Source organism: Bradyrhizobium zhengyangense, from assembly GCF_022012435.1.
Lineage (GTDB): Bacteria > Pseudomonadota > Alphaproteobacteria > Rhizobiales > Xanthobacteraceae > Bradyrhizobium > Bradyrhizobium zhengyangense.
In genome coordinates this window covers 181,107-198,930 of record NZ_JAKLUA010000010.1, presented here as the reverse complement: position 1 = coordinate 198,930, position 17,824 = coordinate 181,107, and the positions used below count along the sequence as shown (strand labels likewise).

General features: G+C 65.3%; 18 protein-coding genes. 9 read left to right on the top strand and 9 right to left on the bottom strand.

All coding sequences use genetic code 11. From position 1 onward, the window contains the following. Positions 1 to 32: 32 nt before the first annotated feature. Positions 33 to 434: a DUF1330 domain-containing protein gene (locus L6637_RS27580; RefSeq protein WP_237862892.1), complete on the top strand. Its 402-nt coding sequence runs from the start codon at positions 33 to 35 to the stop codon at positions 432 to 434. Here L6637_RS27580 and L6637_RS27575 read toward each other — a convergent pair. After that, positions 421 to 1,362: a DMT family transporter gene (locus L6637_RS27575; protein WP_237872586.1), complete on the bottom strand. Its 942-nt coding sequence runs from the start codon at positions 1,360 to 1,362 to the stop codon at positions 421 to 423. The genes L6637_RS27580 and L6637_RS27575 overlap by 14 nt on opposite strands. 130 nt (positions 1,363 to 1,492) lie before the next feature. Beyond that, positions 1,493 to 3,991, bottom strand: a complete 2,499-nt coding sequence (mgtA, locus tag L6637_RS27570; protein WP_377803183.1) for a magnesium-translocating P-type ATPase — start codon at positions 3,989 to 3,991, stop codon at positions 1,493 to 1,495. Between the two features lie 193 nt (positions 3,992 to 4,184). Between mgtA and L6637_RS27565 the strand changes: the two genes are divergently transcribed. The 5 genes from L6637_RS27565 to L6637_RS27545 all read left to right on the top strand — a co-directional run bounded on the left by L6637_RS27565 (position 4,185) and on the right by L6637_RS27545 (position 10,508). Then, positions 4,185 to 5,453: an efflux RND transporter periplasmic adaptor subunit gene (locus L6637_RS27565; RefSeq protein ID WP_237862890.1), complete on the top strand. Its 1,269-nt coding sequence runs from the start codon at positions 4,185 to 4,187 to the stop codon at positions 5,451 to 5,453. Next, positions 5,450 to 6,676 (top strand): ABC transporter permease, encoded by a 1,227-nt coding sequence (locus L6637_RS27560; protein WP_237872585.1) that lies wholly within the window; start codon positions 5,450 to 5,452, stop codon positions 6,674 to 6,676. Before L6637_RS27565 ends, L6637_RS27560 begins: the two co-directional genes overlap by 4 nt. Further along, positions 6,669 to 7,352, top strand: coding sequence for an ABC transporter ATP-binding protein (locus L6637_RS27555; RefSeq protein ID WP_237862888.1), 684 nt, complete (start codon positions 6,669 to 6,671; stop codon positions 7,350 to 7,352). The genes L6637_RS27560 and L6637_RS27555 overlap by 8 nt, the downstream gene beginning before the upstream one ends. Before the next feature lie 254 nt (positions 7,353 to 7,606). Continuing rightward, a complete protein-coding gene (locus L6637_RS27550; protein ID WP_237862887.1) occupies positions 7,607 to 8,899 on the top strand; it encodes an adenylosuccinate synthase in 1,293 nt (430 codons plus the stop codon). Between the two features lie 37 nt (positions 8,900 to 8,936). Further along, positions 8,937 to 10,508 carry a hypothetical protein gene (locus L6637_RS27545; RefSeq protein WP_237872583.1) on the top strand — a complete coding sequence of 524 codons (1,572 nt, stop codon included), beginning with the start codon at positions 8,937 to 8,939 and terminating at the stop codon, positions 10,506 to 10,508. A 76-nt stretch (positions 10,509 to 10,584) separates the two neighbouring features. On the opposite strand, the gene L6637_RS27540 is transcribed toward L6637_RS27545, so the two are convergent. Together L6637_RS27540 and L6637_RS27535 are read right to left on the bottom strand one after the other, a co-directional pair. Then, positions 10,585 to 10,857 carry a hypothetical protein gene (locus tag L6637_RS27540; RefSeq protein ID WP_237862885.1) on the bottom strand — a complete coding sequence of 91 codons (273 nt, stop codon included), beginning with the start codon at positions 10,855 to 10,857 and terminating at the stop codon, positions 10,585 to 10,587. A gap of 270 nt (positions 10,858 to 11,127) precedes the next feature. After that, positions 11,128 to 11,364 (bottom strand): hypothetical protein, encoded by a 237-nt coding sequence (locus tag L6637_RS27535; protein ID WP_237862884.1) that lies wholly within the window; start codon positions 11,362 to 11,364, stop codon positions 11,128 to 11,130. Between the two features lie 144 nt (positions 11,365 to 11,508). On the opposite strand from L6637_RS27535, the gene L6637_RS27530 reads away from it, so the two are divergent. Further along, positions 11,509 to 11,934, top strand: a complete 426-nt coding sequence (locus L6637_RS27530) for a DUF5413 family protein (RefSeq protein WP_237862883.1) — start codon at positions 11,509 to 11,511, stop codon at positions 11,932 to 11,934. 60 nt (positions 11,935 to 11,994) lie between these two features. Then, entirely contained in the window at positions 11,995 to 12,534 is a 540-nt protein-coding gene (locus L6637_RS27525; RefSeq protein ID WP_237862882.1) for a DUF4112 domain-containing protein, read from the top strand. A 117-nt stretch (positions 12,535 to 12,651) separates the two neighbouring features. Here the strand turns inward: L6637_RS27525 and L6637_RS27520 are convergent, their stop codons facing one another. The 4 genes from L6637_RS27520 to msrA form a co-directional block, all read right to left on the bottom strand. Then, positions 12,652 to 12,945: a hypothetical protein gene (locus L6637_RS27520; RefSeq protein ID WP_027560969.1), complete on the bottom strand. Its 294-nt coding sequence runs from the start codon at positions 12,943 to 12,945 to the stop codon at positions 12,652 to 12,654. Positions 12,946 to 13,157: 212 nt separating this feature from the next. Continuing rightward, positions 13,158 to 13,322 (bottom strand): DUF3309 family protein, encoded by a 165-nt coding sequence (locus L6637_RS27515; protein WP_035731827.1) that lies wholly within the window; start codon positions 13,320 to 13,322, stop codon positions 13,158 to 13,160. Between the two features lie 105 nt (positions 13,323 to 13,427). After that, entirely contained in the window at positions 13,428 to 13,847 is a 420-nt protein-coding gene (msrB, locus tag L6637_RS27510; RefSeq protein ID WP_237862881.1) for a peptide-methionine (R)-S-oxide reductase MsrB, read from the bottom strand. A 30-nt stretch (positions 13,848 to 13,877) separates the two neighbouring features. Next, positions 13,878 to 14,579, bottom strand: a complete 702-nt coding sequence (gene msrA, locus L6637_RS27505) for a peptide-methionine (S)-S-oxide reductase MsrA (protein WP_237862880.1) — start codon at positions 14,577 to 14,579, stop codon at positions 13,878 to 13,880. 246 nt (positions 14,580 to 14,825) lie between these two features. On the opposite strand from msrA, the gene L6637_RS27500 reads away from it, so the two are divergent. Beyond that, a complete protein-coding gene (locus tag L6637_RS27500; RefSeq protein ID WP_237872582.1) occupies positions 14,826 to 16,508 on the top strand; it encodes a caspase family protein in 1,683 nt (560 codons plus the stop codon). 135 nt (positions 16,509 to 16,643) lie between these two features. On the opposite strand, the gene L6637_RS27495 is transcribed toward L6637_RS27500, so the two are convergent. Next, a complete protein-coding gene (locus L6637_RS27495; protein ID WP_220003245.1) occupies positions 16,644 to 17,759 on the bottom strand; it encodes an ATP-dependent DNA helicase in 1,116 nt (371 codons plus the stop codon). Positions 17,760 to 17,824: the final 65 nt, after the last annotated feature.

Sequence of the window (17,824 nt, the reverse complement as noted above, 5' to 3'; positions counted from 1 at the left end):
CTACAATGCAGTCAAATCCTGAGGAGGTGCCATTGGCGGTCAATATGTTGAACATCCAGGGCCTGGAAGGGCTCGACCAGCACGCGCCGGTGGTGATGCTGAATCTGATGCGTTTCCACGCCCGTTCGCGCGATGGCGACGGGTCCGGCTGGGATGCCTATTTGCGCTACAGCGCGATCACCGTGCCCATGATCAAGGCGCGAGGCGGCACGCTGCTGTGGACCGGCGAGGCCAAGGCGATCGCGCTCGGCCCGCACGCGGGCAACAAATGGGATTTCGTCGCGCTGGTCTCCTATCCGTCCGTCGCGGCGTTCCTCGACATGATGACGTCGCAAGCCTACGAGCGTGATGCCGATCCGCATCGCGTCAACGGCTGTGCCGAGCATGTGATCATCGCCACGAGCGAGGCGTACAGCAAGTTCAAGGTGAGCTAGTCGCCTGCTTCCGCGATGCCACGAAAACGCCGGACAGCACCAGCGCGAAGCCGATGAAGTGGAAGGCCTGCGGCAGTTCACCGAGGAAGACCATGGCCATGATCGAGCCGAACACCGGCACGACATGGAAGAACGGCGCGGCGCGGTTGGCGCCGATCAGGCGGACGCCGCGGTTGAAGCAGAGATAGGCGAGCGTCGAGGGAAACACCGAGACGTAGAACAGCGTGAGCAGGTTCGGCCCGTCGAGCTTCATGACCGGGCGCGCGGACAATTCCCAGATCTCCAGCGGAATGAGACACGCGGCACCGGCGCCGAAAGTGAAGGCGAGGAACGACAGCCCGTGGATCGGCGGCCGCTTGAGGGTCAGCACCGAATAGAGCGCGAAGATGATCAGCGCGACGATGAAGATCAGGTCCCCCTTGTTGAAGGCGATGTTCGACAGCGTGGTGAGATCGCCGTGCAGCAGGATGATCAGCACGCCGCACATCGAGAGCAGCACGCCGAAGGCCTGCGCGCCCGTGAGCCGGATTCCGAGGATGACCAGCGACCAGAGCGCCACGATCAGGGGTGCAGCTGACTGCAACAGAAGTGTATTGAGCGCCTGGGTATGCTCCAGCGCCCAATATTGCAGGGTATTGAAGGCGCCGATGCCGGTGATCGACAGCACGATCATCAGACCGAGCTTGTCGCGGATGGCCGGCCAGTCCTGGGCGAGGTGCTTCCAGGCGAACGGCAGCACCAGCAGGAAGGCGAAGCTCCAGCGCAGGAAGGACAGCGTCACCGGCGGGATGTGGCCGGCGGCGAGCCGCCCCACAACCGCATTGCCCGCCCAGCACATCGCGGTGATGCTGAGCAGGAGATAAGGCTGGTTGGCGATCCAGCTGTGGCCCGATGATTCGGCGCTCGTGGTCTGGCCGGTAGCGGACATTGTAATTGTTATGGCCCCGCGTCATGCACCGAGGCTCCCGGCCCGGCCCTGCCCAAAGACACGGAAACGAGCCCGATATCAATGGCGCGCGGCGCATCGCCATCATGCGCAGGGCGGTGCAACAGGAACCTCAGCCGGTCGGTCCCGTGCGGATCGCGAACGGCTTTAGCAGCTCGGCGCAGCCGAGATAGACGACGACGAGAAGGGCGATGCCGGCCATCATGATCGGCGGCGGCGCGACGAAGCCGAACCAGGTCCCGAGCGGCGTGAACGGCAGAGCGATCGCGGCGAGCAGGGCGATCAGCGAAGACGCCGCAAGCACGGGATCGGGCCAGTTGCGCCAGGGCCGTCCATAGGTGCGGATGACGAAGATCACCAGGATCTGCGTCGCCATGGATTCAACGAACCAGGCGGTGCGAAATTCGTCCGGCGAGGCCTTGAACAAATAAAGCAGCGCGCCAAAGGTGAGAAAGTCGAACACCGACGACAGCGGCCCCATGATCGCGGCAAAGCGCACCAGCCGCGACATGCTCCACACCTGCGGCTTCGCCGTTGCCTGCGTCGAGACCCGGTCGAAGGGAATGCCGAGCTCGGAGAGGTCGTAGAGCAGGTTGTTGAGCAGGATCTGCGTCGGCAGCATCGGCAGGAACGGCAGCGCGATCGAGGCCGCCGCCATCGACAGCATGTTGCCGAAATTCGAGCTCGCGCCCATGCGGACATATTTGAGGATGTTGGCGAAGGTGCGCCGACCTTCCTCGACGCCGTCGGCGACGACTTCGAGATCCGACGCCAGCAGGATCATGTCGGCAGCGGCCTGCGCCACACCGGTGGCGCCGTCGACCGAAAGGCCGACATCGGCAACCTTCAGGGCCGGTGCGTCGTTGATGCCGTCGCCGAGGAAGCCGACCACATCGCCGCCGGCCTGAAGCGCCTTCACGATGCGCGATTTCTGGTCCGGCGCGAGCCGGCCGAACGCATCGGCGGAGCGCACCTGCACCGCAAGCGCCTCGTCGCTGAGCTCGGCAATGTCGGCTCCCGACAGCACGCGCTCGGCGTTGAGCCCGACCAGACCGGCGAGCCGCTTCACCACCACCGGATGGTCCCCCGAGAGGATCTTCAAGCTCACGCCGCCCGCCGCGAGCCGGGCGATCGCGGCCGCGGCCGTCGGCTTCGGCGGATCGGCGAAGGCGCAGAGACCTTCGAAGACGAGGTCGGTTTCGTCGTCGGTCTCGACCTCGCGCAGCGCGCCGCTCCAGGCCCGCGAGGCGATGGCCACGGTGCGCAGGCCCTCGGTTGCGAGCGCGTGGACGCGGGCCATTGCCGCGTCGCGCGCATGTTGGTCCATCGTGCACAATTCCAGCACGGCCTCCGGCGCGCCCTTGACGATCAGTCGCGCCCCTTCGGGGCCGGTTGCGAGCACCGATCCCAGCCGGCGTGAAAAATCGAAAGCCTGACGTCCGGCGAGCGTCCAGCCTTGAGCAGCCTCCGGTCGGCCGGCGACGAGGGCGGCATCGAGCGCGCCACGGTCGCCGCCGAGCGAGGCAGCGATGGCGCCGAGCCGCGCGGCGCGTGCGTCGTCCTTGCCGGCGGCATCGAGGCTTCTGGCGAGCGTGATCTCGGCCGATGTCAGCGTACCCGTCTTGTCCGTGCACAGAACGTTCATGGCGCCGAGGTCGTGGATGGCGGCGAGCCGCTTCACGATCACCTTGCGCCCGGCCATGCGCAGCGCACCGCGCGACAGCGTCACCGTCGTGATCATCGGCAGCAGTTCCGGCGTTAGTCCGACCGCAAGCGCGACGGCGAACAGGAGGGAATCGAGCACGGGGCGGCCGAACACGACGCGGATGGTGAGCACGACCAGCACCAGCGCCAGCGTGGCGCGCGCGATTACGAGGCCGAATTCGCGTAGATCGCGTTCGAAGGGAGAGGGCGCCTGTGTCTCGGCGAGCGCGGAGGCCGCCGCGCCGAACACGGTGTCGCGGCCGGTCCTGACCACGAGCGCGATCGCTTCGCCGGTTTGCGCAACGGCGCCGCGGAACAGCGCATTCGAGGTGTCGTCGGGGCTGGCGCATGGCCCGGCCCGTTTCTGCACCGGATAGGGCTCGCCGGTGAGCGCGGCTTCTCCTGCGGTAAAGGCGGTGCTTTCCAGGATCAGCGCATCGGCAGGGATGATGTCGCCGGCGCGGACGCGCAGCAAATCGCCGGGCACGACGTGCTCGACATCGATATCGACAAACGCGCCGTCGCGGCTGACCTCGGCCTTCAGGGCCACCGAGCGGCGGAGAATCTCGGCGGCCCGGACCGCGTGTCCCTCCTGGATGGTGTCGAGGCCGATCGAGAGCGCGAGGATCAGGACGATGATGAGGCCGCCGATCTCGTCGCCGGTCAGCATCGAGATGATGCCGGCCACCAGAAGGATCAGCGACAACGGTTCGAGCAGCCGGCGCAGGATCGCGCGCGCCGCGCCCTCGATGCGCGGCGGTGCGTCGGTGTTCAGCCCGAAACGGTCGAGGCGTTCGTCGGCTTCCGTCGCAGACAGACCGGTGAGCCCGCAGCCCAGTCGACTGCAAAGCTCAGGGGGTGACAGACGCCAGAAATTGGCGTCGGCGCGGGTTGAACTGTCCAGCAAGCGAAGCTCCCGGTTTCAGGGCGTCTTGTGGCGGCCAGATGCCTCTAAATTCGGCGTAACCTATTGACCTAAAGCAATCTCGATTTCCCACGACACGTTAGCGTCGCGAATAGTCACCCCGGCTTTGCCGGGCCAGCAATCGAAATCGAGACGTGAATCCCCGCTAGCGCGGCGCGATTCGCATGGCGTTGTCATGGTCGAGCAAACAATCACCCTGCCGCAGCATAAGAGCCGGCTTTCCGTCGCGGCGCTATGGTCGGGGTTCCTCGCTCACAAATGGTTCATCCTCGCGGTCGCAGTCCTGCTGGCTCTCGGGGCCTGGCAAAGCGTGCGCATGATTCTGGGACCGGCGGTCGTCGTCGATGAGGCGAGGCGCGGCCGCCTGATCGAGACGGTGGTGGCGAGCGGCCATGTCGAGACACCGTACCGGGTCGAGATCGGCAGCCAGATCACCGGCACGGTGCAAGAGGTACTGGTGCAGGAAGGCGAGAAGGTCAGCAAGGGCCAGCCGCTGATTTCGCTGGAGTCGCGCGAATTGAACGCAGCCGTGGTGCAGGCGCACGGCGCGGTGGCGCAGGCCGAGGCCCGCATCAGGCAGCTCGAGGAACTGACGCTGCCCTCGGCGAGGGAAGCGCTGACGCAGGCGAATGCGACCTTGCGAAACGCGCAGCAGACTTACGACCGCACGGCGCAGCTCGAGCACAACGGCTATGCGACGCGCGCGGCGCTCGACGATGCGCAGAAGACACTCGATGTCGCCAGCGCGGCGAAGCGCTCGGCCGAGTTTCAGGTCTATACTGCCAGCCCCGGCGGCAGCGATTACGTGATGGCGCAGACGCAGGCCAATCAGGCGCGCGCCAATCTCGACACGGCGGAATCCCGGCTCGGCTATGCCACGATCGCAGCGCCCCGTGACGGCGTCCTGATCACGCGCAGCGTCGAGCGCGGCACCGTGGTGCAGCCTGGCAAGGCGCTGCTCGTGCTCGCGCCCGTCGGCGACGCGCAGCTCGTGCTGCAGATCGATGAACGCAATCTGGGCAAGATCGCGCTCGGGCAGAAGGCGCTCGCCTCGGCGGACGCCTATCCGGACCGGCGCTTCGCCGCAGCGATCACCTACATCAATCCCGGCGTCGACATTTCGCGCGCCTCGGTCGAGGTGAAGCTGACGGTCGCCGACGCACCGGACTATCTGCGGCAGGACATGACTGTCTCGGTCGATATCGAAGTGGCTGCACGCGACGATGCGCTGATCCTGCCGCTGCGCTCGGTGCACGACGTCTTGTCGGGAAATCCCTGGGTGCTCGGCATCAAGGACGGGCGCGCGGCCCAAAGGCCCGTGAAGATCGGCCTGCACGGCAACAGCCAGGTCGAGATCACCGACGGACTCGCTGCCGGCGATGTCGCGATCCCGCAAAGCTCCGGCGTTCTGACCGGCCAGCGCGTGCGGCCCGTACGGCAATGAACCGCTGGCTGCCGTTCGAATGGACCATGGCCGTGCGCTTTTTGCGCGAAGGCCGGCTCCAGACCATCTTCATCATCGGCGGCATCTCGATCGGCGTCGGTGTCATCGTCTTCATGTCGGCGATGCTTGCGGGGCTGCAGGCAAACTTCATCAAGCGCGTGCTGACCTCGCAGCCGCAAATCCAGTTGCTCACGCCCGATCAGGTTGCGCGTCCGCTGCGCAACGGCGCAGGCGAGATCGAGGACGCGGTGGTGCAACGTCCGAGCCAGCGGGTGATCTCGATCGACCAATGGCCGAAGATCAGGGCCCGGATGCAGGCGATGCCCGAGGTCGTCGCGGTGTCGCCGACGATCCTCGGCTCGGTGCTCGCGGTGCGCGGCGATGCCAGCCGCTCCGTGAATCTGTCGGGCGTCGAACCGGATTCCTATTTCAAGATCGTCAAGGTGCCGGACTATATCGTTGCCGGCGAGCCGCGCCTGACCAGCGAGGACATCATCATTGGCATCGAGCTGGCGAAGGACCTGGGCGCCGCAGTCGGCGACAAGATCAATGTCCGCGCCGCCTCCGGCGCGACCCGCGTGCTCACGATTTCCGGCCTCGTCGATCTCGGCAACAAGAGCGTCAACCAGCGCGTCTGCTACGCCGCGCTCCGCACCGCGCAATCACTGCTCGGCATGATCGGGGGCATCACCACGATCGACATCACGGTCGGCGACATCTACGCAGCCGAAGACATAGCCCAGCGCATCCAGGCTGCCAACGTCGTCGAGGCCGACAGCTGGATCAAGACCAATGCGCAGTTCTTCACCGCGGTTCAGGCCCAGCAGAACACCAACACCCTGATTCGATTGTTCGTCGGACTTTCGGTCGCGTTCGGCATCGCCGCCGTGCTGGTGGTTTCGGTGATTCAGCGCTCCAAGGATATCGGCATCCTGCGCGCGATGGGGACGTCGCGCGGCCAGATCCTGCGTGTGTTCCTGGTGCAGGGCGGCCTGCTCGGCTTCGTCGGTTCGCTGTTCGGCGCGGCGTTGGGCGCGTTCGCGCTGGTCTATTGGCACTCGGTCGCGCGCCAGGCCGACGGCACCGAATTGTTTCCGCTGATCCTGGAGCGGAGCCTGTTCGCCTACACGGCGCTGCTTGCCACCGTCACCGGCCTTCTGGCTGCGATGGCGCCTGCGGTCCGCGCCGCGAAACTCGATCCCGTGGTGGCGATCCGTGGCTAGCGAAATCCTCCGCCTCGAGAACGTATGCAAGGCCTACAATGTCGGCCTGCCGACCGAAACAGAGGTGCTGCATGGCATCGACCTCGAACTCGACCATGGCGAGTTCCTGGCGCTGATCGGCCCTTCGGGCTCGGGCAAGAGCACGCTGCTCAACATCGTCGGCCTGCTCGACCAGCCGACATCGGGCCGGCTGCTGATCAAGGGCCGGGACATCGCTGATCTCGGGGACACCGAGATCACCCATCTGCGCGGGCACACCATCGGCTTCGTCTTCCAATACCATCTCCTGATCTCGGCCTTCACCGCGCGGGAGAACGTCATGATGCCGATGCTGGCCGATCGCGGCTTTGCATCGGCGGACATCGAGGCGCGGGCCGACCGGCTGCTGGCTCAGGTCGGGCTGGAGAAATTCGCCGGCAACCTCGCCAACAACATGTCGGGCGGACAGCAGCAGCGGGTGGCCGTGGCGCGGGCCCTGGCGATGAGCCCGGATCTCGTGCTTGCGGACGAGCCGACCGGCAATCTCGACACCAAATCGGCCGACGCCGTGTTCGAGCTGATGCGGCAGGTCAACCGCGAGAGCGGTACGAGCTTCCTGCTCGTCACCCACAATATGGATCTGGCCCGGCGCTGCGACCGCATCATCGAAGTGGTCGACGGCCGCATCCGCGCCTAACGTCGTAGAAGGCGCCCGATAAGGCGGATTTTTAGGGGATATCAAGGGCTTGGATCGCACCTTGGGCCCGAAAAAAGCCCCGTTCTTGCTTGCCTAGAGAGGCTGCTTCCTTTATCCGGTGGGGCTGCCTCGCGTGCGAACGGCCTTGGGCCGGGACTTCGGCTGGGCGCAGGCATGATTCCGGAAGAGTGGGTCCCGGTTTTCCGTTTGGATCGTGCCTTTTACAGAGAAATTCTTCGAAGGATTACCCGCGAATGGCCAATGTTGTCGTCGTCGGCGCCCAGTGGGGCGACGAAGGAAAGGGCAAGATCGTCGACTGGTTGTCGGAACAGGCGGACATCGTCGCGCGCTTTCAGGGCGGCCATAACGCCGGCCACACGCTGGTCATCAATGGCGAGACCTACAAGCTCGCGCTGTTGCCCTCGGGCGTGCTGCGCCCGTCGAAGCTGGCGGTGATCGGCAACGGCGTGGTGTTCGATGCGCAGGCCTTCCTCGACGAGGTCACCAAGCTGCGCGGCCAGGGCGTTGCGGTCGGCCCGGAGAATCTGCGCGTTGCCGAGAACGTGACCCTGATCCTGCCGCTCCATCGCGAGCTCGATGCGCTTCGTGAATCGTCCAATTCGGCGACCGCGATCGGCACCACGCGGCGCGGCATCGGCCCGGCCTATGAGGACAAGGTTGGCCGCCGCGCGATCCGTCTGATGGACCTCGCCGACCTCGACACGCTCCCACACAAGATCGATCGTCTCCTCGCGCACCACAACGCGCTGCGTCGCGGCCTCAACCTGCCGGAGTTCGACGGCAACGAGATCCTGAAGGAACTCAGCGCGCTGGCGCCGCAGCTGCTGCCTTATGCGGAGACCGTCTGGCGCCTGCTCGATACCGAGCGGCGTGCCGGCAAGCGGATCCTGTTCGAAGGCGCGCAGGGCGCGCTGCTCGACGTCGACCACGGCACCTACCCTTACGTCACCTCGTCCAACACGGTGGCGGCGCAGGCCGCGACCGGAACGGGGCTCGGCCCGAACGCGGTCGGCTACGTGCTCGGCATCTGCAAGGCCTATACGACCCGCGTCGGCCAGGGGCCGTTCCCGACCGAGCTCTTGAACGAGATCGGCGAGGAGATCGGCCGCAGAGGTCGCGAGTTCGGGGTCAATACCGGACGCAAGCGCCGCTGCGGCTGGTTCGATGCCGTGCTGGTCCGCCAGACCGTGCGGACCTGCGGCATCACCGGCCTGGCGCTGACCAAGCTCGACATTCTCGATGGCTTCGACACGATCGAGGTCTGCGTCGGCTACAAGCTCGACGGCAAGGAGATCGATTATTTCCCGGCCGGTGAAGGCGCGCAGGCCCGGGTCGAGCCGATCTACGAGACCATCGAGGGCTGGAAGGAGCCGACCGCGGGCGCGCGGTCCTGGGCGCAGCTGCCGGCCCAGGCCATCAAATACGTCCGCCGTATCGAGGAATTGGTGGGATGCCCGGTCGCTCTGCTTTCCACCAGCCCCGAACGCGAGGATACTATCCTGGTGCAAAACCCGTTTGAGGCTTAACGATCTCTTACCAGGACGCGGGTATAGTTGAGTAGAAATGGCTGATTACTATCCGCTGATCGCCCGCGCTATTGCGGCCCTGGACCCCAACGCTCCCGGCGAGAGCCGGCGCGCGCTCTATGAACGGGCGCGCACGGCGCTGATCGCGCAACTGCGCAGCGTGCAGCCGCCGCTCTCCGAATCCGAGATCACCCGCGAGCGGCTGTCGCTGGAAGAGGCCGTCCGCAAGGTCGAATCGGAGGCCGCCCAGCGTGCCCGCGAGGCCTCACGCCCCGCCGGCGGTGCTGCCCGCAGTGGCGGCAGCGGCGATGCGTTCCGCCGGGCCAGCGCCCGCGCGACTGAAAACAACCCGCCCCCATCCGCTCAGCCGGCTGCGCCGCCGCGCGCGCGTCCGGCCGCGCCGTCGCCGCGGCCGCCGATCGGCGACGACCAGGGCGATGCCCCGCGTCCGCCGCGCGCCCCGCGTTTTGATGCGCCGCGCCAGCCGGAGCCGCCGCCTGGGCGCTCCTCTCCGCGACGCCCGCCGGAGGGCGGTCCGCCGCCACCGCTGCCGCCGGCCCCTGGCGTGCGCGGCTTCCGCGACATCACGGCTGACGTCAACGACCTCGGCGGCGCTGCCGCGCAGGCCAACCGGGCCGCGCGCCGCACCTACGCCAACGTGCCTTCGCCCTCGCCGGAATTCGACCGGCTCGAGCCGAGCCTGGAAAACCGCGCCGGCGAAGGCGATGCGCCCTATTCCTATGACGAGTCGATCGAGGAGGCCGAGCGCTACACGCCGCAGCCGCCGTCGCCGCGTCCGCGCATCTCGCCCGACCGCGACGTCAAGAAGCGCGCCGGCAGGGGCTCGGTCTTCCCGTTCAAGAGCGCGATCGCCATCGGCATCGTGCTGATCCTGGTCGGCGCCGGCATCCTCTGGGGCAAGCAGCTGGTGCAGACCGCGACCAATCTGTTCAAGCCATCGCCCACCCAGGTGGTGGAGGCGCCGAAGGATACGTCGCAGCCGCAGACCAAGCCCAAGATTCCGGATCGCGTCGGCCAGCCCTCGGCGAGCGACCAGCCCGCCGCACCGGTGGCGCAGAAGGTTGTGCTCTATGACGAGGATCCGTCCGACCCGAAGGGCAAGCAATATGTCGGCTCGGTGGTGTGGCGGCTCGAGCCGATCAAGGCGTCGGGCAACCAGAAGGCCGACGTCGCCGTCCGCGCCGACATCGAGATCCCAGACCGCAAGTTCAAGATGACGATGTCCTTCCGCCGCAACACCGACTCGTCGCTGCCGGCGAGCCACACGGCCGAGCTGACCTTCATCCTGCCGCCGGACTTTCCGAGCGGCAGCGTCTCCAACGTGCCGGGCATCTTGATGAAGTCGAACGAGCAGGCGCGCGGCACGCCGCTCGCAGGGCTCGCGGTCAAGGTCACCGACGGCTTCTTCCTGGTCGGCCTCTCCAATGTCGATGCCGATCGCGCCCGCAACGTCCAGCTCCTGAAGGAGCGCTCCTGGTTCGACGTCCCGCTGGTCTACGCCAACCAGCGCCGCGCCATCATCGCCATCGAGAAGGGCGCTCCCGGCGAGCGCGCCTTCAACGACGCTTTCGCGCAGTGGGGCGACTGAGCTCTTCACCTCTCCCCAGCGGCGAGAGGTGACGGCCCAACCGGGGGAGCAGCTGCCTACTTGGAATTTGCCGGCACTACTGCGCGGCGGCTTCCCGCTTGCGGGTTGCTGCTGCGGCGGCTTCGCGGTCCATCACGGCGCGGCAGCCGGGGCTGACATGCGACTTGTTCCGCACCATGCAGGCGGTGATCCGCGGGATATCAGGGATTTCACTGGAGCACAGCCGCATCGCATCGTCCGAGCACATCTGCTGCGCTTCGGGCGAGAAGGCGAGGCCGGGCGATGTCTGGAGGGCGATGGCGGTGGCGGCGAAGGTGAAGAGCGTGGCGATAGTCCGATAGCGTGTCATGAAAAATGCGTCCCCGAGTTGCGCGGATTTGAGCCGCTTGATTGTTGGGACGCCGCACGCGGCTTGATCTGCCGCATGTCACAGCCTTCATGCCGGGTGTTCATTCCCGGATGTGGTCGCTCGATTTTTTCTGATATTCGAATCGAAAAGTGCTGCGCCGCCCGACCTGAGTATGCGCGATTGCCGTGAAGCTTCAATGGGAGGCGCGAAGGAATTCGCAGCTGTTGCGCCTCCGTCACGCAAAAGGCGGCGCGAGCTCACATGCCGATCTTACATTCCATGGCTCGCGAACACCTTGCTGCACGATCGCGACAGTTTTGCCCGGTTGGCTTGCAGGCAGCCTTGCACCGCACCGTCATTGCCGAGATCCTTGCGACACAGTCGCGAGGCGTCGCGCGAGCACGCGTTCTGCTCCTGCGGCGTGCCCATATGGCCTTGCGCAAAGGCGGGTGCGCTCGACAGGGCGGAGAGGGTGATCGTCGCCAGCAACAACAGTTTACGGGACATCGGCGGCTCCAAATCTGACGGGTCAATTTCGGCTCCAGTCTGAACCCGCCGGCTTGCCACTTGTTCCCCCAAACAGCCCGCAACCCCGCTATCCAAGGTTCCCGGCCCGCTGCTATAAATGCCCTCGCGTATGAGGAGTCCTTGATGAAACGCTATCTGGTGTTCGCGCTCGTCGGTCCGTTCGTGGGCGGATTCCTGCTGCTGATGACGACGACCTACCAGTCCGGCTATTGGGCCGAGGCGCATCTCGGCGAGGTCGGCAAGCTGATCGTCGTGTTCTTCAAGACCCTGCAATACAGCTATCTGTTCGGCTTCCTGCCGTCGCTGATGATCGGTGCAATCGACGACATCCTGCTCCATGTCAGGCGGATCGGGCCGGTGTTGCGGATGCTGCTGGTCGGCCTGCTCGCTTTCGTCCTCGCCGCATTCACCTATGGCTCGCGCGGGTCGGATTCGGGCGCGGTGCAGTTGATCCTGTACGGCCTGGTCGGTCTCGTGCCCGCGATGCTTTCATCCTGGCTCGTGCATCATTACGTCGAGGAGCCGCGGCCGGCGACGGCGGCGAGCTAAGCCCGCGACCATCGGACGCGATGCAGCAACCTCTGCTGCGCTCGTGAGTTCACAACGGCCATGACCATGCAAGACGACGACATTCTCGCGCCGCGCAGGTCCCGTTCCGGGACGCATGCGCGCGGTCCGATCATCGACCAGGAGGGCCACGAGATCCGGCCTGAAACACTGGAGCAGGGGTTTCGCGAGTTCCGTGTCGAGTTCGGCCAAGGATTTGGCAATGGATTTGGCAATGGCAATCCGTTCGGCAATCTGACGCGGGAACAGCGGCTCGCGCGGCTCGAGGCGATCGCCAAGCTGCTCGATGTCGCCTTCGTCCTGCCCGGCACCAACATCCGCTACGGCATCGACGGACTGATCGGGCTGATCCCAGTGATCGGCGACATCATCACCACCGCGATCTCGCTGTGGTTGGTGCGCGAGGCCCGCGCGCTCGGCGCGCCCTGGTACATCACCGCGCGCATGCTCGGCAATGTCGCGGTCGACGGCGTGGTCGGCATGGTGCCGTTTGCGGGCGATGCCTTCGACGTCATGTTCCGCGCCAACATGCGCAATGTGCGCCTCTTGCGCCGCTGGCTCGACAAGCAGCCACGGATGTAGGTCTTCGCCACTCCCCGCAAGCGGGGAGAGGGGAAAGAGAGAGTGTCGCCAAACGCAAAAAGCGCGACAGCCTTTCGGCCATCGCGCTTTCTCCGCACATCGGAGTTTTGCTAAATCTTACGCCGCGTCGGCGTCGGTCTCGGCGGCCGGGGCCGGCTTGGGACGGCGCGGCAGCGGGAAGGCTTCGCTCTCGTAGAGCGAGCGGATGCCGTTCTGGTCGAAACGGGCTTCCTCGACCTGGAGATAGGCGCCGTTCAGCGAATCCGTCGGCAACTGCTCCATCGCGAACTGCACGGCTTCGGCCGCGGTGCCAAACCGGCGGTACGTGAAGCCCGCGCGCTTCTTCTTGCGGATGGCGGCGGGGAAAAGCTCGGCGGAAGTGTTGAAGTTGAACGGACGCAGTGGACGCATGGTCAAAGACCTCGTGATCTTCTCTGGGGCTTTAAGCGCGTGGGGTTTGGGAGGGCAGGGGCCGCAATCGAGCGGGCCCGCCGCATGTCATTTTCGACCCCTAATATAAGCCGATTTGACAAAATTGCGACCCCTGCGATGGGAGATGATGAATCCACGCATGGCAGGTCCGCAGAAGCGGAAATATAAGCAAATTCAGTGGCTTGTATGGTTTATAGTTTACCAAGAAGCAGCAGGACGAGCAGCACCACCAGAACGACGCCGCCGATGCCCATGCCGGAATGGCCCATGCCGTAGCCATAGCCGCCGATCCGGCCGGACCAGCCGCCCAGCAGATAAATAATCACCAGGATGATCAGGATGGTCCCGAGTGTCATGGCGTCCTCCCTGGCGGCCGCCGGAATGCACGCATCGGCTGCACCGCTGGAAGAGAAAAGCACATCGCGCCGCCGGGTTCCATCGGGGAACCCGGCGGCGCAATCTTATTTCGGCTCGAGCTTCAGCGCCGCCGAATTGATGCAGTAACGCAGGCCAGTCGGCCCCGGTCCGTCGGGGAAGACATGGCCGAGATGGCCGCTGCATTTGGAGCAGAGGACCTCGGTGCGGATCATGCCGTGCGTCGTGTCCCGCTCCTCGTCGATATGGCTCTCGACCGCAGGCGCGGTGAAGCTAGGCCAGCCGCAGCCGGAATCGAACTTGGCGTCGGATTCGAACAGGACGTTGCCGCAGCCGGCGCAGACATAGGTGCCGGCACGGTGGTCGTGCTCATATTCGCCGGAGAAGGGACGCTCGGTCGCCTTCTCGCGCAGCACTGCGTACTGCATCGGCGTCAACTCGCTTCGCCACTGCTCTTCGCTCTTCATGACCTTGTCGTCGGTGGTTTTCGTCTTGGTGTCGGGCATGGGTCTCCCGTATTTCTGATGATCTCGAGATCAGTTGGTGGCCTTGCTGGCACTCACCAGCGTCGGCTTCTCAATGTAGTTATCCGCGAACAGCTTTTTCAGGTTCTCGACCTTCGGAATGTCGTTGAAGGCGATGTAGGGCTGGTTCGGGTGCAACGTCAGATAGTCCTGGTGGTAGGCCTCCGCCGGGTAGAAGCCCTCGAGCGTACCGACCTTGGTCACGATCGGCTTGCTGAACACCTTGGCGGAGTTGAGCTGGGCGATATAGGCCTCCGCGACCTTCTTCTGCTCGTCCGAGGTGGTGAAGATCGCCGAGCGATATTGCGTGCCGGTGTCGGGCCCCTGGCGGTTGAGCTGGGTCGGGTCGTGCGCCACCGAGAAGTAGATCTGCAGGATCTTGCCGTAGGAGATTTTCTTCGGGTCGAACTTGATCTCGACCGACTCGGCATGGCCGGTTCGTCCGGTCGAGACCGTCTCGTAGTCCGCAGTCGCCTTGGTGCCGCCGGCATAGCCGGACACGGCGTTGACGACACCGGCAGTGTGCTGGAACACGCCCTGCACGCCCCAGAAGCATCCGCCGGCAATGACAGCGGTCTGGATGCCGCTCGCGGGGGCTGCGTCCATGGCGGGGGCGGGGATCACGATGGCGTCTTCGGCGGCCCAGGTCGGTGCGGCAAAGCCGAGCGACAAGGCGGCGGTGGCGGCGAGCAGGGACAGGACGGAGCGGCGCATGGCGGATCCTCTTTCGGAAGGCCTGACAGTTTAGGGCGGTTGAGGGCTGGCGAACAGCCTGCCCGGCGTTTTCAGACACCTCAGATACGGACCGAGCGGGCGATTGTTACAGCCGGCGTGACACGAGTCCGTGAAAAAAAGCCGCTAACCCCGGTCCGGCTTGGCGGGTTGGGGAACTCCGGGCTAGATGAACCGGCACGATCGCCGATCGACTTAAATTGTGGTGGCTGGAGCTGATCTGACAACATGCTGCGCGTCGTTCTCTTGAGCCTTGTCATACTCCTCGCGGGCATCGCGACCGCCGCGGCGGATCCGCAAGCCGGCGACGACCTCGCCACCTGCAGGGATCGCCAGGCCGAGACCCAGGCGCGGACGACGGCCTGCGAGAACCTGCTCAACGCCAACCGCGTCACCGGCAAGGATAAATCGCTCGCGCTCGTCATTCACGCCCAGGCGCTGATCAGCAAGCGCGATTATGACCACGCGATCGAGGCGCTGACTTCAGCCATCGAGCTGGATCCGGACAATGTCGGCGCCATCAACGTGCGGGGCATCGCCCATGAGCACAAGGGCGAGGACGACCTCGCAATGGCCGATTACAATCTGGCCATCCAGAAGCGGCCGAATTTCGGCTATGCCTACAACAATCGCGGCACCATTCAGCTGCGCCGGGCCGCGCTGCAGAGCGCGCTCGACGATTTCAACCTGTCGATCAAATACACGCCGAAATTCCTGCTCGGCTGGACCAATCGTGCCCGTGTGCGCACGGTGATGAAGGACTATGACGGCGCCATTGCCGATTTCGCCGAGGCGGAGAAGATCGATCCGACCGCGCAGCAGATCGCGGCCAATCGCTGCACCACCTACGGCCTGATGGGCAAATACGATCTGGCCTTCGCCGATTGCAACGGTCTGATCGAGAAGCAGCCGAGGAATGTCTACGCGATCAACAATCGTGCTGATGTCAGCATGTTGAAGGGCGATCTCGACGCTGCGCTGAAGGACTACACCACGGTGATCCAGATCAACCCGAACAATGTCCGCGCGCATTCCGGCCGCGGCCAGCTCTACGAGCGCAAGAAAGACCTCGCCCAGGCCCGCGCCGACTACCGCGCGGCCGCCTATTCGCTGACGAAATTCGACGAGTACGACGTCGCCCGCGCCACCGCGCAGCAGCGGCTCGCAGCGCTGACGCCGCAAACGCCGGGAGGCGCGCCCACCGGGCGCCGCGTCGCGCTGGTCGTCGGCAACGGCGCCTACAAGAACGTCCACGCCCTGCCAAATCCGCCGCGCGACGCCAAACTGATCGCGGGCGTGCTGCACGATGTCGGCTTCCAGACCGTGATCTCCGTCAGCGACCTGACCCGCGACAAGTTCTTCGACGCTTTGAAGACCTTTGCCGACGAAGCGGAGAAGGCCGACTGGGCGGTGGTTTATTACGCCGGCCACGGCTTCGAGATCGGCGGGGTGAACTACCTCGTTCCTGTCGATGCCAAGCTCGCGGTCGACCGGGACGCCGAGACGCAAGCCGTCGCGCTGGAGCAGGTGATTGCAGCGGTGGGAGCTGCGCGAAAAGTGCGCCTGGTGATCCTGGATGCCTGCCGCGACAACCCGTTCGCGCCGACCATGCAGCATACGCTGTCGCTGAAGCTGGTCGACAAGGGCTTTTCCAACATCGAGCCCGGCGCCGGCTTCATGGTGGTCTATGCAGCCAAGCACGGCGAGACCGCGATCGACGGCGACAACGGCGCCGACAGTCCGTTCTCCACCGCACTCGCCCGCGAGCTCAAGGAGCCGAAGGTCGAGATCCGGAAATTGTTCGACATCGTCCGCGACGATGTCTGGTCTGCCACCAAGCACGTGCAGCAGCCGTTCACCTACGGCTCGCCGCCGGGCAGGGAGGATTTTTATTTCGTTGCGGGGAAGTGAACGGCGCGATATCGGCGCCACATTCACGGTGCCGTAGGGTGGGCAAAGCGAAGCGTGCCCACGCGTTCATTGCTTGTGGAGAGAGATCGTGGGCACGGCGCATTGCGCCTTTGCCCACCCTACGGCAGCGGCGCTCTAAACCACGATACTCAATCGTTTCGCCGCCCGGGTGATGCCCGTATACAGCCACCGCGCCCGGCTCTCCTGAAACGCAAAGCTCTCGTCGAACAGCACGACGTCGTCCCATTGCGAGCCCTGCGACTTGTGCACGGTCAGCACGTAGCCGTAGTCGAACTCGTCATAGGGCTTGCGCTGCTCCCAGGCGATCTGCTCGATGCCGCCCTCGAAGCAATCGGCGCGCACCGAGACTTTTGTGACCTTGTGGCCAAACTCTTCATCCGGCGACAGCCGCATCGAGAGGATGCGCGATTTCGAGCGCGAGGTGTTGCGCGACTTGACGCGCCACAGGCCGCCGTTGAACAGGCCCTTCTTGCGGTTGTTGCGCAGGCACACCAGCTTGTCGCCGGCGACCGGAAAGACGTCCTCGATGTTCTGCCGTTGCCGCACCCGCATATTGTAGGCGCGCCTTGTGTTGTTGCGGCCGACCAGCACCTGGTCGGCGCCCATGACGCGATCGGGATCCAGTTCTTTCCGCGACACCACCTCGCTTTCGCCGTAACGACCGATGTCGAGCTCGCGGCCCTCGCGGACGTCCATCGACATCCGCACGATCGGGTCGTCCTGGGCCTGGCGGTGCACCTCGGTCAGCATCGCGTCCGGCTCGGAATTGGTGAAGAAGCCGCCGCCCTGGATCGGCGGCAGCTGCGCAGGGTCGCCCAGCACCAGCAGCGGGCAGTCGAACGACATCAGGTCGCGGCCGAGTTCGGCATCGACCATCGAGCATTCGTCGATCACGATCAGCTTGGCTTTTGAGGCCGGCGCATCGTCCCACAATTCGAAGCTGGGCTGCTCCTCGCCGGATTCGCGGGCGCGGTAGATCAGCGAATGGATGGTGGAGGCGTCATCGCAGCCCTTGTTGCGCATGACGAGGGCGGCCTTGCCGGTGAAGGCGGCAAACTTCACCTCGCCGTCGACGCCCTCGGCGATATGCCGCGCCAGCGTGGTTTTGCCGGTGCCGGCAAAGCCGAACAGCCGAAACACCGGCGGCGTGCCGTTGCGGCCCGGTTTGGCTTTAAGCCAATCGCCGACGGCCTTGAGCGCGGCATCCTGATGCGGGGTGAAAGTGGCCATATCTGTCTTGAGGAGAGGCGAAACGATGCGATTCGCCGGATCTCAAAACTAACCATTCGCACCGC

What these genes read in the sequence shown, in the direction of transcription:
- L6637_RS27575 (WP_237872586.1), bottom strand. Translation starts at nt 1,362, where the DNA reads ATGTCCGCTACCGGCCAGACCACGAGCGCCGAATCATCGGGCCACAGC.
- L6637_RS27565 (WP_237862890.1), top strand. Translation starts at nt 4,185, where the DNA reads ATGGTCGAGCAAACAATCACCCTGCCGCAGCATAAGAGCCGGCTTTCC.
- L6637_RS27560 (WP_237872585.1), top strand. Translation starts at nt 5,450, where the DNA reads ATGAACCGCTGGCTGCCGTTCGAATGGACCATGGCCGTGCGCTTTTTG.
- L6637_RS27550 (WP_237862887.1), top strand. Translation starts at nt 7,607, where the DNA reads ATGGCCAATGTTGTCGTCGTCGGCGCCCAGTGGGGCGACGAAGGAAAG.
- L6637_RS27545 (WP_237872583.1), top strand. Translation starts at nt 8,937, where the DNA reads ATGGCTGATTACTATCCGCTGATCGCCCGCGCTATTGCGGCCCTGGAC.
- L6637_RS27540 (WP_237862885.1), bottom strand. Translation starts at nt 10,857, where the DNA reads ATGACACGCTATCGGACTATCGCCACGCTCTTCACCTTCGCCGCCACC.
- L6637_RS27535 (WP_237862884.1), bottom strand. Translation starts at nt 11,364, where the DNA reads ATGTCCCGTAAACTGTTGTTGCTGGCGACGATCACCCTCTCCGCCCTG.
- L6637_RS27530 (WP_237862883.1), top strand. Translation starts at nt 11,509, where the DNA reads ATGAAACGCTATCTGGTGTTCGCGCTCGTCGGTCCGTTCGTGGGCGGA.
- L6637_RS27525 (WP_237862882.1), top strand. Translation starts at nt 11,995, where the DNA reads ATGACCATGCAAGACGACGACATTCTCGCGCCGCGCAGGTCCCGTTCC.
- L6637_RS27520 (WP_027560969.1), bottom strand. Translation starts at nt 12,945, where the DNA reads ATGCGTCCACTGCGTCCGTTCAACTTCAACACTTCCGCCGAGCTTTTC.
- L6637_RS27515 (WP_035731827.1), bottom strand. Translation starts at nt 13,322, where the DNA reads ATGACACTCGGGACCATCCTGATCATCCTGGTGATTATTTATCTGCTG.
- msrB (WP_237862881.1), bottom strand. Translation starts at nt 13,847, where the DNA reads ATGCCCGACACCAAGACGAAAACCACCGACGACAAGGTCATGAAGAGC.
- msrA (WP_237862880.1), bottom strand. Translation starts at nt 14,579, where the DNA reads ATGCGCCGCTCCGTCCTGTCCCTGCTCGCCGCCACCGCCGCCTTGTCG.
- L6637_RS27500 (WP_237872582.1), top strand. Translation starts at nt 14,826, where the DNA reads ATGCTGCGCGTCGTTCTCTTGAGCCTTGTCATACTCCTCGCGGGCATC.
- L6637_RS27495 (WP_220003245.1), bottom strand. Translation starts at nt 17,759, where the DNA reads ATGGCCACTTTCACCCCGCATCAGGATGCCGCGCTCAAGGCCGTCGGC.